Source organism: Nocardioides sp. URHA0032, assembly GCF_000620645.1.
Taxonomy (GTDB): domain Bacteria; phylum Actinomycetota; class Actinomycetes; order Propionibacteriales; family Nocardioidaceae; genus Nocardioides.
Window position 1 is genome coordinate 379509 of the sequence record NZ_KK211159.1, and the last position, 13668, is coordinate 393176.

At 70.1% G+C, this 13668-nt stretch carries 13 protein-coding genes; 6 read left to right on the forward strand and 7 right to left on the reverse strand.

Annotated features, from left to right (window positions below; translation table 11 throughout):
* Positions 1 to 74: 74 nt before the first annotated feature.
* The 4 genes from N538_RS25740 (at position 75) to N538_RS25745 (ending at position 4358) form a co-directional block, all read left to right on the forward strand.
* On the forward strand, positions 75 to 1319 hold the full coding sequence (locus tag N538_RS25740; protein WP_197025358.1) for a DUF222 domain-containing protein: 1245 nt from the start codon (positions 75 to 77) through the stop codon (positions 1317 to 1319).
* Positions 1320 to 1372: 53 nt separating this feature from the next.
* On the forward strand, positions 1373 to 1771 hold the full coding sequence (locus tag N538_RS0115560) for a nuclear transport factor 2 family protein (protein ID WP_028638049.1): 399 nt from the start codon (positions 1373 to 1375) through the stop codon (positions 1769 to 1771).
* Positions 1772 to 1778: 7 nt separating this feature from the next.
* Positions 1779 to 2051, forward strand: a complete 273-nt coding sequence (locus N538_RS0115565; RefSeq protein WP_028638050.1) for a hypothetical protein — start codon at positions 1779 to 1781, stop codon at positions 2049 to 2051.
* Between the two features lie 135 nt (positions 2052 to 2186).
* Positions 2187 to 4358, forward strand: coding sequence for an FUSC family protein (locus N538_RS25745; RefSeq protein WP_051549340.1), 2172 nt, complete (start codon positions 2187 to 2189; stop codon positions 4356 to 4358).
* Between the two features lie 201 nt (positions 4359 to 4559).
* Here N538_RS25745 and N538_RS28035 read toward each other — a convergent pair whose 3' ends face one another.
* The 5 genes from N538_RS28035 to N538_RS29080 all read right to left on the reverse strand — a co-directional run bounded on the left by N538_RS28035 (position 4560) and on the right by N538_RS29080 (position 9653).
* Positions 4560 to 5237 (reverse strand): calcium-binding protein, encoded by a 678-nt coding sequence (locus tag N538_RS28035; protein ID WP_197025359.1) that lies wholly within the window; start codon positions 5235 to 5237, stop codon positions 4560 to 4562.
* A 151-nt stretch (positions 5238 to 5388) separates the two neighbouring features.
* Positions 5389 to 6246 (reverse strand): ester cyclase, encoded by an 858-nt coding sequence (locus N538_RS28040; protein WP_081790512.1) that lies wholly within the window; start codon positions 6244 to 6246, stop codon positions 5389 to 5391.
* Positions 6243 to 6980 (reverse strand): maleate cis-trans isomerase family protein, encoded by a 738-nt coding sequence (locus N538_RS25760; RefSeq protein WP_036570735.1) that lies wholly within the window; start codon positions 6978 to 6980, stop codon positions 6243 to 6245. The genes N538_RS28040 and N538_RS25760 overlap by 4 nt, the downstream gene beginning before the upstream one ends.
* Complete coding sequence (locus N538_RS0115590; RefSeq protein WP_028638052.1) at positions 6977 to 7558, reverse strand: dihydrofolate reductase family protein; 582 nt, start codon at positions 7556 to 7558, stop codon at positions 6977 to 6979. The genes N538_RS25760 and N538_RS0115590 overlap by 4 nt, the downstream gene beginning before the upstream one ends.
* Before the next feature lie 271 nt (positions 7559 to 7829).
* Positions 7830 to 9653, reverse strand: a complete 1824-nt coding sequence (locus N538_RS29080; protein WP_197025360.1) for a serine/threonine-protein kinase — start codon at positions 9651 to 9653, stop codon at positions 7830 to 7832.
* A gap of 201 nt (positions 9654 to 9854) precedes the next feature.
* On the opposite strand from N538_RS29080, the gene N538_RS0115600 reads away from it, so the two are divergent.
* Positions 9855 to 10997, forward strand: a complete 1143-nt coding sequence (locus N538_RS0115600; RefSeq protein ID WP_028638053.1) for a BTAD domain-containing putative transcriptional regulator — start codon at positions 9855 to 9857, stop codon at positions 10995 to 10997.
* Between the two features lie 64 nt (positions 10998 to 11061).
* On the opposite strand, the gene N538_RS27535 is transcribed toward N538_RS0115600, so the two are convergent.
* Together N538_RS27535 and N538_RS0115610 are read right to left on the reverse strand one after the other, a co-directional pair.
* The gene (locus N538_RS27535) at positions 11062 to 11754 is read right to left on the reverse strand and encodes a neutral zinc metallopeptidase (RefSeq protein ID WP_028638054.1); all 693 of its coding nucleotides are present in this window, start codon (positions 11752 to 11754) and stop codon (positions 11062 to 11064) included.
* A gap of 250 nt (positions 11755 to 12004) precedes the next feature.
* The gene (locus tag N538_RS0115610; RefSeq protein ID WP_036570737.1) at positions 12005 to 12667 is read right to left on the reverse strand and encodes a LuxR C-terminal-related transcriptional regulator; all 663 of its coding nucleotides are present in this window, start codon (positions 12665 to 12667) and stop codon (positions 12005 to 12007) included.
* A 263-nt stretch (positions 12668 to 12930) separates the two neighbouring features.
* On the opposite strand from N538_RS0115610, the gene N538_RS29375 reads away from it, so the two are divergent.
* Positions 12931 to 13668 (forward strand): thrombospondin type 3 repeat-containing protein (locus tag N538_RS29375; protein WP_231496240.1); only part of this gene is annotated, 738 nt, incomplete at its 3' end.

Genomic DNA, 13668 nt, shown 5'->3' on the forward strand with positions numbered 1-13668 from the left:
GGCCGCGTGCGGTGGCAACAATCATGTGAGTCCGGGGCTTGCCATCGGCATAGGAGAGGCGTACAATCGAACACATGTTCGAATCGTTCCGGGACTGCGTCGAGTCGCTCGACGCCGCCGGGATGACCGACGCCGAGCGGATCGACCTGATCCGCGAGCTCGAGCAGCTGAAGTGCGCCGCCGAGGCCGCCCAGGCCGAGCTCGCCGCCGCCCTCGGTGAGGGACGCGGCGCGGCCGCACAGGTGGCGCTCGCCCGCCGCGAGTCACCGCACCGCGGCCAGCAGCATCTCGCGCTGGCGCGGGTGCTGCTCGAGCTGCCGCACACCCGCGCGGCGTTCCGTGCCGGGCGGATCACCGAGTGGCGCGCGACGCTCATCGCGCGCGAGACGGCATGCCTGTCGCTGCAGGACCGCCGGGCCGTGGACCGGGCGATCGCCGGCGACGCCGAGGCCCTGGAGTCGTACTCCGACCGGGTCGTGCTCGGTGAGCTGCGCAAGCTCGCCGCCCGGCTGGACCCGGCCTCGGTCGCCGAGCGCCGGCGCCGCGCCGAGTCCGAGCGGTGCGTGACCGTCCGGCCCGCGCCGGACACGATGGCGTACCTCACCGTGCTGCTGCCCGTCGCCCAGGCGGTCGCCTGCTACGCCGCCCTCACCCGCGAGGCCGACACCGCGGTGGCCTCCGGGGAGCCGCGCAGCCGTGGCCAGCTGATGGCCGACACCCTCGTCGCCCGGGTCACCGGTGCGCCGCTGGTCGATGGCCGCCCCGTCGTCCCGGTCACCCTCGGGCTGGTGATGACCGACGCGGCGCTGCTCGCCGGCGGCCACGACACCGCCCACCTGCCCGGCCACGGCCCGATCCCCGCCGAGCTCGCCCGGTCCCTGGTCGCCGACCACCTCGACACCGGCTCCCGCCTGTGGCTGCGCCGCCTCTACGCGTCGCCGGACACCGGTGAGCTGGTCGCGATGGACTCCCACCAGCGCCTCTTCCGCGGCCGGCTCCGCGAGTTCCTCGACCTGCGCGACCAGTTCTGCCGCACACCCTGGTGCAACGCCCCGATCCGCCACCGCGACCACGTGGTCCGCGCCGCCGACGCAGGCACCACGACCGCCGCGGCCGGCCAAGGGCTCTGCGCGACCTGCAACTACGCCAAGGAAGCCCCCGGCTGGCGAGCCAGACCCTCGCCCGAGGCCCGGGGCCACGCCGTGGAGATCACCACCCCCACCGGCCACACCTACACCTCCCACGCCCCACCCCTGGTCGCGCTGCGCGCCGGTGCCTACCGGCAGGTCGACGACGGAGTGTGGACGCTCGTCGCCTGATGCTGCCCCCTGCAGGGGATGTGTCGACCGGCGAGCAGGACCACAATGAGGTCATGACCGACGGCGACGACTTCCTGGCCTGGATCGGGTCCGCGCTGCACGAGGCCGAACGGGCGCTGCACAACGGCGACCCGTGGCCGCGGCGTGCCCTCTGGTCCAGCAACGAACCGGTCAGCGTCCTGGGTGCCTGGCGGAACGCTCATGGTCAGCAGGAGATCGACGAGCTCTTCGAGGCACTCGGCGCGAGCTTCTCCGACTGCACCTCGTACGCGTTCGAACCGCTGTCGTACGACGTCGTCGGTGACATGGCCTACACGGAAGGTCTGGAGCACACCTCGGCATCGGTCGATGGCGAGCCTCGTACCTACACCCTGCGCGTGACGCAGGTCTACCGCCGCGAGGGTGGCGTGTGGCGGGTCGCCCACCGTCATGCCGACACGGTGACCGAGTAGCAGCGCGATGCTGCGACCGCGCGACACCCCTCACGCCGTGGACGCCGAGACGACGGACCGGATCGAGCGCACCTTTCTCGTCGTCCGCATCGTGCGCGGCAGTCTGCTGCTCCTGTTCCTCATCGTCTGTCTGGGCGCGACCGTCGCCAAGCCCTGGCCGGCCGGCGTGATCGTCGCCGTCGCACTCGCCGCCGCCCTCCAGGCTGTCCGGCTCACCATGAGCGTCCGTCACTACCTGCACGTGGCAGGCCCGCGCCGGTGGCCGGCCGACGGCGCTTGACCGCCATGGCAGCGGCTCCAGACGATGGTCCCCGGTCGGTCAGGTGGTGAGGTCGTGCGCGATCTGCGCAGCTGGTTGCTTGCTCGCGACGGAAGTCTGCGCGCAACCCGGCGCGCCGCACGGACGGCGATCATCATGCCGACCCTGTTCGCCATCGGGTACGAGGTCATCGGGAACCCGACGGTAGCGACGTACGCCGCCTTCGGCGCGTTCGCGATGCTCCTGCTCGCCGACTTCCCGGGGACGCTCCTCGAGCGGCTGGCGGCGCAGACCTCGCTGGTCGCTGTCGGCTGCGTGCTCATCTCGCTCGCGACGTTGGTCTCGAGGGATCCGTGGTTGTCGGCCGCCGCGATGTTCGTCGTCGGGTTCCTCGTGCTCTTCGCCGGCGTGGTGAGCTCGACCCTCGCAGGGGCGAGCACGTCCATCCTGCTGAGCTTCATCCTGCCCGTCGCTGCCGCCGCCGGTCCGGCAGCGATCCCGGACCGATTGCTCGGTTGGCTCCTGGCCGGGATCGTCTCCGTGCCCGCGGTGGCCCTCCTCTGGCCGGTACCCCGCAGTGACCCACTACGGTCCGCCGCGGCAGAGGCGTGCCAGCAGCTGTCGGCCCGGCTGACGGCGGAGATCGCGCACTGGCACGGCGAGACCGGTGAGGACGTGGACACGGCGGTCTCGCGCGCCGAGACCGCGCTCGCCGACCTGCGTGCGACGTTCCTGGCCACGCCGTACCGGCCGTCGGGCCTCACCACCGCGACGCGCGCCGTCGTTCGTCTGGTGGACGAGCTGGTGTGGCTCAGCGTGATCCTCGAGCAGACTGCCAACGTCCGCCACCGGGCATCCGACCCCACGGCGCGCGAGGTCAAGTCGGCAGCTGCGGTCCTGCTCGACCACGCCGGCCGGGTGCTCTCGCTCTCGAACCCACCACAAGACAGCCTCCAGGACCACCTGGACGACCTCGTCGACGCTCGCCGAGCGATGGAGGCACGGGCACTCGAGATCGTGGAGCTGCCGCGCGGCGTGCGCCCTGCCGAGGAGCTCGTGGCCGCGCTCCGCCCGGGCTCTCGAGCCCAGGAGCTCTCGTTCGTCGTCACCGGCATCGCGGCGAACATCGAGATCACGACGGCGGCCGAGGGACGACCCTGGTGGAGGAAGCTGCTCGGTCACCGACCGCCGGGCCTCGCCGGGCCGATGACCTCTGCGCAACAGCGGGCGCTCGCGCACGTCGAGCCGCACTCGGTGTGGCTCCGCAACAGCGTCCGCGGCGCGATCGCGCTCGCCGGTGCGGTGCTGATCGCGGACCTGAGCGGAGTACAGCACTCGTTCTGGATCGTGCTCGGCGCGCTGTCGGTGTTGCGCTCCAACGCTCTCAGCACGGGTCAGAGCGCTGTCCGGGGACTGGTCGGGACGACGATCGGGTTCGCGATCGGCGGACTCCTGGTGCTCCTCATCGGGACGAGCACCGAGCTCCTGTGGGTGCTGCTCCCGGTCGCGATCCTTGCCGCCGGCATAGCGCCGGCGGTCTCCTTCACAGCCGGTCAGGCCGGGTTCACGGTCACCCTGCTGATCCTCTTCAACATCATCAGCCCGGCCGGGTGGCAGGTCGGTCTGGTCCGCATCGAGGACGTGGCCATCGGGTGCGCGGTGAGCCTCGTCGTCGGAACCCTGTTCTGGCCCAGGGGAGCCACCGGCGTCTTCCGCCAGGCCCTGACGGAGGCCTATGCGGAGTGCGCCGCCTACCTGTGGGCCGTCGTCGAGAGCGGCACCGCGTCGCACGGATCGCCGACAGGGGCGGACAGCGCGGGGTTGCGGGCCGCTGCCGCCGCGCGTCGTCTCGATGACGCCTTCCGCGCATACCTTGCCGAGCGCGGCCACAAGAGGCTGAGCCTCGCCGAGGTGGCGTCCCTGATGACCGGGGTCGCCGGGCTCCGGCTGACCGCCCAGGCGGTGTCGGAGCTCTGGCCGGGCGACGAGATGCGGCGGGTCGACGTGCCTCGCGCTCAGCTGGAGGTCGTGATCGCCACCGAACGGGTGACGAACTGGTTCACTGCAATGGCTCAGGCGATCACGGGCTCGGGAACCGTTCCGCGCGCACTCCCGGAGGACGGCTCCTCCGGCCGCCGGATCGTGGAGGCCCTCGACGAGGACCTCGCGTCAGTGACGGCGTCCGAGGGGTCGGTGCGGGCCCACACGGTGCGCCTGGTGTGGACCAGCGATCACGTGGACAGCGCCCGGCGCCTGCAGGAGCTCATCGAGCAGCCATCGCGCAGCGCCGCCGGCTCGTCGCGTCGCGTCGACCGACCCTCCGGGTGAGCGCAGGCTGCGACCATCGCGACCTGCGGGTGAGGTCCGCCGACGTACGTCGTGTCGTCGACGCTGTCGGACCCACCGGCCTGGCCGGACGCGACGGTCGTCAGCGGTGACCCGCTCCCCGGTGATCTCCCGACAGACCGGGGACGAGCCGATCTTCGCCGGCCCGGCCGACGTCGATCTGGGGCTGCTCGAGAGCCGGACTCAGGGCCGATGCGCTGGCGGTGCCGGGATTCCGTCGCCGGAGCGAATGGTCTCGACGATCTCGCAGCCTCGCACGGTGTCGCTCGGGTCGGGTCGGCGCTCGTAGGTCAGCCGGTCGTGTGCTCCGGGGCCGCAGTCGATGATGTCCGGCTGGTGGTCGCTCGGTGCGACGACGAAGTCTCGCCCGGGCCCCATGTGGACGACGTCCGTCTCGTTGCGGGCTGAGCGCTGGCGGCCCAGGTAAGCCTGGTCGGGTCCAGCGCCACCCGAGAAGTGGTCACTGCCGCCGTTGTCGACGAGCAGATCCAGGCCTGACCCACCGCGCAGCCGGTCGTCGCCCGGACCCCCGGTGAGATGGTCCCGGCCGGGGCCACCGTAGAGGGTGTCGTCGCCCGTGCCACCTCGAGCGTATTCGTCACCGTGGCGGCCCGTGGGGCCAAGCCGGACCACGTCGTCTCCGGCCCTTGCATCGACGTGGTCATCGCCACTGAAGGTCACGATCGTGTCTGCGCGAGCGGTGCCGACGACGTCGTCAGACCCGCGCGACCCACGAACGCTGTCGGCGGTAGCGGGAAGGGCGATGGCGGTGACACATGCCGCACCCGCGATCGACGCGGTGAGGACACGAATTCGCACTGGCGCTCCCGAGATGACCTGGATGCTTCCGGACAGGGACACGATCGTAGGTCGCGCATGTCGTCCGGGGACCGAATTGCCATGGACCATGGTCGTTAGTACCAGGCGCGCCCATCGGGACGGGCGAGCGCGGACAGCGGCTACCAAGAGACCTCACGCAGGGTCGATCGCGCGCGGTTCCTTGCTTTCGTGATCATGATGGCGACTGCCGGTCGCCCGAGGTCTCGCGCGCCTGCACGAGCAGGCCCATGTCGTCACGGCACGCCCAGTGCTCGACGATCATGCCGTCGGCGACGCGCCAGAGGTGGATGAAGGTCCACGTCACTCGCGTGCCGGACGCCTCGGTGCCGCTGAGCAGTGGCATGGTCGACGCACGATGAGTGCCGTGCAGGGTCAGGTGCTGCGCGACCAGGTCGCCCTCGCCGACGAGGTGGTGCTGCTCGAGCGAAACCGGACCGAGGTCGACGTCGATCGCGCGCAGGATGTCCCGCAGTCCCTCGCGACCCTGTGGACCGGCGGCGTGGTTGACGAAGTCGGCCGCGACCAGGTCGTCGAGCACTGTGTCGTCGCCGGCCTGCTGCCGCCGGAACATCTCGGCGACGACGTCCCTGGCTCTGCCCTCCTTCGGGGCATCGTCAGGGCCGCCCAGGTCACCGGCCGTCATGCCCTCCGGATGGCCGGGTGGCCACTGGACCAGCTCGATGCGGTACCCGTCGGGGTCGGTGAGCATGGCCGTCCAGAAGGTGCTCGAGCCGTCCGGGGAGGTCGGCGCCTCCGTCTCGATCCCACCGTCGGCGCAATGGCCGACCGCGGCGCGCACGTCGTCAACCGCGATGACCAGGTGGTTGAAGCCACCGGGCTCCACCTCCCCGCGGCTCGGGTCGTGGACCAGCTCCAGGCTGACGAAGGGTTCCCGAGGGAGCTTGAGCATCGTGAGGTGGCCGATTGGTGTGTCGGGGACCTCGCCCACCACCTGGTAGCCGAGTGACGTGTAGTAGGCGACCGAGCGTGCGCGGTCGCTCACCCGGAGACCGACGTGCAGTGTCCTCACGAGGCGTCCTCTCTTCCTGGTTCCAGCAACCGGCCGAAGCCGCGGACGACGACCGGGGTGCCGAGGCTCTCGTTGACCGACCACAGGAGGACTTGGTTGGACTCGAGGACGGGTCGGTCGAGGTGCTGCTCGAGCGGGTCGACGGCTTGGGCGGCACGGAAGCCGTTGCCGCCCAGGAAGACCGCATCGACGTCGCCGGGCACGTTCTCGGCGACCCAGTCGACCACCTCGGCGGGCTCGACGAGAGCCGGGTCGTCGGTGACGTCGGCCAGGTCGGCGCACCCGACCGAGAAGCCCTGGTCGCGAAAGTACGCCGCCCCTCGGGAGTTGAGGTCCTCCCCGAACCACGGCGGGTGCACGACCGCCAGGCGCTCTGCGCCGAGGCGACGCAGCGCGTCGACGGCGGACGCGGGTGTCGAGCAGACCCGAACGTCCCACCGATCGGCGAGCCGTGCGACGCGCTCGCGCTCGGCGCGGTGCCCGAGAACGTAGGCCGTGCTCGTCGAGGCGTAGGCGATCGCCTGCAGGCGCCTCGGGTCGAGCTCCGCCGCGGCCGCGTCGACCACCGACGGGTCCGCGTGGGCGCGGAGCTCCTCGGGCGAGGTGGGAGCCGAGCCGTCCGGCAGCAGCGAGATGCGGCGTACGTGAGTGCGGACAGCCCTACCTGCCATGGTGCAGAACTCCTCGTCGGCCCCCGCGGCGGCGTGCGGGGTAAGGATCCCGACGTCGATCATCCGTGCGCCGACGGCCGGTAGACCAACAGCTGGCTCCGACCGTCGAAGGTCCGTGACTCCAGCAGTTCGAGGTCGAAGTCACCGGCACCGGCCAGGACCGGGCTCGTTCCCGTCCTGCCCGAGATCACCGGGAAGATCGTCAGCTCGATGCGGTCGACCAGGCCTGCAGCCATCAGCGACCGGTTGAGCGACAGGCTCGCCTGGGAGCGCAGAGGCACGTCTGACTCCTCCTTGAGCCGGGCCACGATCTCGCCCGCGTCGCCGCTGGCGACGGTCGCGTCCGGCCAGCCGAGCGTGTCGTGCAGGGTCGAGGAGATGACGGTCGCCGGCATCATCAGCGTCCGGCGGTTCCACTCGTCCTGGTTGTGCGGATCCCCCGAGCGCAGCAGGATGTCGGCGTTCTCGCGGAACGTCGTCGCCCCGAAGACCATCCGCTGTGGGGTGTCGAACAGCGACGCCCGGTGCTGCAACAGCTCCGGCCCCTGCTTGCTCCAGTAGCCGCCCCAGTCGCCGTCGGGCCCGTAGGACCCGTAGCCGTCCAGGGTGGAGAACACGTCCCACGTGTAGCTGGCAGCCATCTGGTGACCTCCCGTGTGAGCGATCCGAAGAGCGACGTTCGTCCACGCCGACCAAACAGATGTGGTTCGTTGCGCCATTGAACTTCGCTCGTGCCCAGCCGACGCTCTCCGTCGATGTTCGTCAAGCCCTGACCGTCGAGCGCAGCACCCGCGCCGTGCTCGCCATCGTCGAGAGTCCAGGCAGCCGGGGTCAGCATGCGCACGGTCGCCGAGCGGCTCGACACAGGACTGCCCTTGCTGCCGGGGCGACCGCACATCGGCTGCCGGTTGCCTATCGAGCGGTGCTCGTGCCGGTGGGGGTATCGGTGTCGCCCATCCCCGGCATGTCGGTATCGGCGGGCTCCGGCGACGAGCTCGGATCATGCGCGGCCCAGTACCCGACGTTCAGGTCGTGGTGCACGGTGTGCCACCAGTCCCACGTGGACGGGTGCTCGTAACCATCGACAGTGCCGAGCAGCAGCCCGCTGTTGTCGGTCCACACGAAGTGCATCGCGTCGGCGACGTAGTCGCAGAAAACGCGACCGTTCGCCTGCATCGCCTCGAGCCGGTCGCTGCGGGATTGCGCCAGGGTGATGCCCCTGGGGTGGTGGTACTCGTGGTTCCAGCTGATCTCGCCGTTGGTGCTGTGGCCGTTGCAGTTGCGTTGGTTGGCTCGGAAGGGTCGTCCGGTGAGAGCTTCGGCAGCGGCGACGTAGCCGTCGTAGAGCGCGTGGACCGACGGGTAGCGGCGCAGATCCACGTGCGCGACACCGACGTCGGGAGAGGTGCACACGACGTGGTCACCGCCAAGTGCCTGGCAGGAGGAGACCGGCAACCGGTCGTCGTCGAGCTTCTCGATGGCGGTCAAGATCGGGTTGTCGGTCGTGGAGGACGTGGGGAGCCGCTCGGTGGCGAGGCTGTTGCCGTCGTGCGAGAAGACCCAGACCGCCGACCCGGCCGCCGCACCGGCCACGACGCACGCCGCTGCCGCGGCCAGCACCGCCCGGCGTCGCCGCTCGTGTGCCGGGTCCCGCCGCGGGCTCGGCTGGCCGGACGCTGAGTGGTCGGATGTCGGCGCACCCGGGGGCGGGGGGCCTGGTGGCGGGGAGCTCGCTGCTGACTCAGGGGTCTTCCCGGTCGGCGAAGCTTCTGCACTCCCGGGCGGATCGGCGTCACCGTGTGGCGGCGGCTGGGTGGCGTTCGGGTCCGAGTCACGCGGCTGGCGACCGACGGGGGCGCTGCGGGACAGCAGCCTTCCCCAGCGTCCCGAGGACCCCAGCGCGGCGCCCGCGGCGGCGGTGAAGTCGCGGCAGGTGGCGTAGCGGTCGACGGGGTCCTTGGCCATGGCCTTGGCGAGCACGCCGTCGAGCGCCTCGGGCAAGCCGACGCGCACCGTGCTCGCACATGGCGCCGGCTCCTCCACGTGCGCCCACAGCACCGCGGCGTCGACGTCACGAACGAACGGCGCGCGCCCTGTGAGGCACTCGAACAGTACGCATGCCAGCGCGTACTGGTCAGCGCGCCCGTCGATCGGGTGGCCCTGGATCTGCTCAGGCGCGACGTAGTGCACGGTTCCGACGAACTGGCCGGTGTCGGTCAGGCCGGACCGGGACAGAGTGTGCTTCGCGATGCCGAAGTCTGCGAGGTACACGTGGTCCGGGTCGTCGGCGTCCGCCCCGGCCTCGAGAAGGATGTTTCCCGGCTTGACGTCGCGGTGTACCAGCCCGTGCCGGTGTGCGAGGTCGAGCGCTCGACCCGCCTGGGTGGCCGCGTACAGCGAGTCGGCTGGAGTGAGCCGGTGGTGATCGCGGATCAGCGTGCGCAGGTCGGAGCCCGCCACGTACCGCATCGCGATGAACAGCAGGTCCTCGTGCGTGCCCATGTCGTAGATGGGGATCACGTTGGGGTGGGTCAGGGATGCAGCCGTGCGAGACTCCTGGAGGAACCGGGTCCGGAACACGTCGTCCTCGGCAAGCTCCGGCGCCAGCACCTTCAGCGCCGCCAGGCTGCCGAGCCTCGGGTTCTCGGCCTGGTAGACCACGCTCATGCCGCCGCGGCCGAGGACCGCCAGGAGCCGGTAGCCGGCGAACTCGTCTCCGACCCTGGGAAGTGTCAACACGCGGCCACCTCCGTACCTGCGCGTGAGGGCGTGTCGAAGCCGGGTCGGGGCCGTCCCTCCTTGGTGCGTTCTCGCCATTCTGCGCGCTGCTTTCCTCACCGAGCCATACCGCAACTTGAGGACACCCCACGAGGACGGGCTGACTATGCTCCCGGCAAGGGCACGCGCGTGCCGCCCCGGCCGGAAGGGGCTTCAGCCGTGGAGCACACCCTGCGGACGGTGTCGTTCGGCGTGCTCGGCCCGCTCGTGGTTGACGTCGGCGATCACCCGGTGCGACTCGGCGGCCTGAAGCTGCGGCGGGTGCTGGCGATGCTGCTCATCAACGCGGGACGCACGGTGTCGGTCGACCGGCTCATCGAGGGGCTGTGGGATGATCAGCCGCCCGACGGCGCGGTGAACACTCTTCAGGTTCACGTCTCGCACCTGCGGCGCGTCCTGGCCGACGGCGAAGTCCCGCTGGTCACCCAGCCCCCCGGCTACCAGCTGCGGGTCCGCCCCGAGCAGCTGGATCTTCTGCGCTTCGAGCAGCTCGCCGGGTTGGCGCGCGAGCGCGCGGACGCCGATCTGCCGGCTGCGGCGGCGGAGGCGCTGAGTGAAGCGCTCAGCCTGTGGCGTGGCCCGGCGCTGGAGGACATCGGCTCGGGCTTGTTCGCCGACAACGCGCGCACGTTCCTCCACGAACGACGCTGGGGGGTCACTGAGGACCTGCTGCGACTGCGGCTGCGGCTGGGACAGTACCCCGTGGTGGTCGAGGAGTGCACGGCCATGGTGGCCGAGCATCCGCTGCGGGAGTCGTGGTGGGAGCTGTTGATGGTGGCGCTGTACCGGGCCGGCCGCCCGGCGGAGGCGCTGGCGGGCTACCAACGTTGCCGTCGGGTGCTGCTCGAGGAGCTCGGCGTCGAGCCGATGCCCCAGCTTCAGCGACTGGAGCGGCAGATCCTCAACCATGACCGCCGGCTGGATCCGGGTCCGGCGACGGCGTCGGTCGTGCTCCGGCGGCCCGTCGGTGTAGGACGCGAGGCCGGCGCGACCACGCAGCTGCGAGCCCAGCGGCTCGACTCCGTGTTGGAGGTCGACGAGCTGTCGACGGTGCCGCTCGGAACCCGGACGGTCATCGGGCGGAACGACGAGTGCGACGTGGTGCTGACCAGCCCGGAGGTCAGCCGGCGTCATGCCGAGATCCGACTGGTCAGCGGCCGGCACCTGCTGCTCGACCTGTCGTCGGCCAACGGCACGTGGCTGGCGGGCGAGCCTGTCCTGCAGCGACTCCTCGATGATGGCGACGTCGTCAGCGTCGGTCAGCATCAACTGCGGTACCGGATCCGGCGAGTGCCCTCCTAGTGGGCGACGTGCCGACGCCCCTGGCTCTGTGAGCACAGGGGCGCCGGCGGGTCGGTCGTCTCGCTCAGGTCAGCGCCCGGTAGCAGGAGTTGATGTTGTACGACGAGTAGCCGTACGCGTACCAGTCCGTGCGCTGCTTGGGAGTGCCGTGGTCGCCGCCGGCGATCGACGCGAGAGTGTTGTAGCCCTCCCAGTAGTCGGAGTTGTCGAGCCGGTGGGTGACCGTCAGGCCGTACCGGGTGTACATGCCGGCGAGGCAGTCGGCGAACAGCTCTCGGCCGAGAGTTCCGGATGCGCTCTTCCAGCCAGCCATGAACATGATCTCGTGCCCCCACTCGTGGGCGAGGATCACGCCGGGGGCGTAGTCGCCGTACGTGTTCAGCAGCCCCTGTGTCCAGCCGGTCCCGATGTAGATCTGGCCGAGGTACGGCCGGTCGCAGGCGAACGAGTTGCTGGGCGACATCGTGAAGCCGCAGGCCGTGATCGTGCTGTTGTAGTAGTAGACCGTGGGCTGCGCGTAGTACGCCGACCACCCCCAGCTGCGGAAGTTGGTCGCCCAGAAGTTGTTGATGTCACCCATCAGGTAGCTGACGGTGCCTTGGGACGTCGTCTGGGGGCTGGCGAGGGCGTTCGCTGGTGCCCCGGTCAGAGCGACGACGACCAGGGTGATCGATGCGGCGAGCGCTGCAGCGAGCGCCTTGTGGGCCCGGGCGAGAGGGGATCGCGGCGTCTGGTGGAAGCGGGTGTTGTGAAGCATCTCGAGGTTCCTTTCGGGTGGACCGCGTGCGGCGGTCTCGGTTGGAACCACGTTGTGGCGCAGCGCTGAAGGCCCTCTGACGTCCGACTGAAGGAGTCGACGGCGTTGTGCGCCCACCGTGAGCCGCAGACGCGGCCGCACAAGCCCGAGCGGATGCGCTACGCGCTGCAGATGCGGACGTCAGAATGTGATCGCATCGAGCCAAGCAGAGCGTTCACACTCTGTCGGTGATGGAGATCCGGGAAGGCGACTAAGGCGTTCGACGCACCACGAAGGCGGGGTCGATGGTCCGCAGGGTGTCGGGCTCGAAGCCGTGCTTGACGCCCCAGAGCACGGCCTGGGAGCGACGTTCCACTCCCATCTTCCGGTAGGCCGAGCGGATGTAGGTCTTGACCGAGTTGATGCTGAGGAAGGCGCGGTCGGCGATCTCCTGGTTGCTCAGCCCCTGGGTGATCAGGGCGATGATCTCGGCTTCGCGCGAGGACAAGCCGGCAGAGCGTCCGGGCCAGTCGCCTCGTCCGTCCACGCTCGACTCGTTGTTACCGGGCAGGATCACGACCTCGCCCGCGACGACCCGCTTGAGCGCGTTGACGATCTGAGGCCCGGTGAGAACCTTGGAGAGGTAGCCACGGGCTCCGCCAGCGATCGCTTGCACCACCATCTCTGGCTGGACGTTCCAGGAGTAGACCACTACCTTCGCACCGCTGTCCCGGACGAAGTCCTCGAGGTCTATCCCCTTGCCCTGGATCTGGGCGAAGGTGTCGAAGAGGACCACGTCAACGTCGCTCAGGACGCTCTGGGAAGCGCCGGTCTCGACGACGTCGATGCTCTCGTTGGCGAGGAAGGTGGCGACTCCGGCAACCACGACGGCGTAGTCATCCACGATGGCCAGGCGGATCCGAGGTTGGTACACCTCCCCACCGTAGTGCGGCTTTCGCGGAGCGAGCGTGGGGCGACCCGTCATCGGCACGAGCGCGGTCGCCGATCCGGGCGAAGGTAGCCGCTCTGGCCCGTGCGAGGCCCAGCGAGACCCCAATTTCAGCGATGTCTCGCGACAGGGGACTCGAGTTCTTGCCGACTCGGTCGAACATGACAGGCCTGCACGCGTCGAGACGCGCTGTGGTCGAGAAGATCCGAAGAAGTGCGTGGAGTTGAGGGGGAGTCATGCTTCGAAGATTGACCGCTGCAGTGTCCATGGTGGTGTTCACGCTTCTCGTGCCCGCCGGACCGGCCGAGGCCATGTCGGGAGAAGCGGTCTCGGGCGCTGGCACGTTCACCGCCAACAGTCTGTGCCCCAGTGGCAGAGAGTTCACGATCGATGCCGTGGGCAGCGGAGACGCTGATGCCGCCACCGGCTCGTTCTCCTACTCCTGCGGGAGTACCGGTCAGCTGGCGAGCGGGACCATCGACTGCCTGCGGGTCGTCACGCAGCCGGGACGGAACAACGTGGTGTCCCACTACGCGACCATGGGTGGCGTGGTGACCACGGCGTCGGCGACGCCGTTCACGGGACTACCTGCCGGCACGGCTGTGACCGTCACGGTCTACGACGAGAATTCCTCGGTCTTCACGGTCCCCCAGTTCGGCGTCACACCCGCGGCCACGAGATGCTCGAGCAACGATGGTGGTCAAGCCCAGACCATCGCCACAGGTGATGTCGACATCGTCATCACCCAGGACGTCGATGGCGACGGTGTCGTCGATGGGCGCGACAACTGCCCGGAGGATGCCAACACGCGTCAGTTGGATCCGGACGGGGATGGACTCGGTGAACCGTGCGACAACTGCCCGGATGTCGCCAACGGCGGCCAGGCCGACACCGACGGTGATGGGGTCGGGAACGCGTGTGACTCCACGCCGACCGGGGACACCGACGCGGATGGTGTCGACAACGCGGTGGACAACTGCCCGGCT

Bases quoted from the DNA above. Each gene is read 5' to 3' on its own strand.
- N538_RS0115565 (WP_028638050.1), top strand. From the start codon at position 1,779: ATGCTGCGACCGCGCGACACCCCTCACGCCGTGGACGCCGAGACGACG.
- N538_RS25740 (WP_197025358.1), top strand. From the start codon at position 75: ATGTTCGAATCGTTCCGGGACTGCGTCGAGTCGCTCGACGCCGCCGGG.
- N538_RS27535 (WP_028638054.1), bottom strand. From the start codon at position 11,754: ATGCTTCACAACACCCGCTTCCACCAGACGCCGCGATCCCCTCTCGCC.
- N538_RS25745 (WP_051549340.1), top strand. From the start codon at position 2,187: ATGCCGACCCTGTTCGCCATCGGGTACGAGGTCATCGGGAACCCGACG.
- N538_RS0115590 (WP_028638052.1), bottom strand. From the start codon at position 7,558: ATGGCTGCCAGCTACACGTGGGACGTGTTCTCCACCCTGGACGGCTAC.
- N538_RS25760 (WP_036570735.1), bottom strand. From the start codon at position 6,980: ATGATCGACGTCGGGATCCTTACCCCGCACGCCGCCGCGGGGGCCGAC.
- N538_RS0115560 (WP_028638049.1), top strand. From the start codon at position 1,373: ATGACCGACGGCGACGACTTCCTGGCCTGGATCGGGTCCGCGCTGCAC.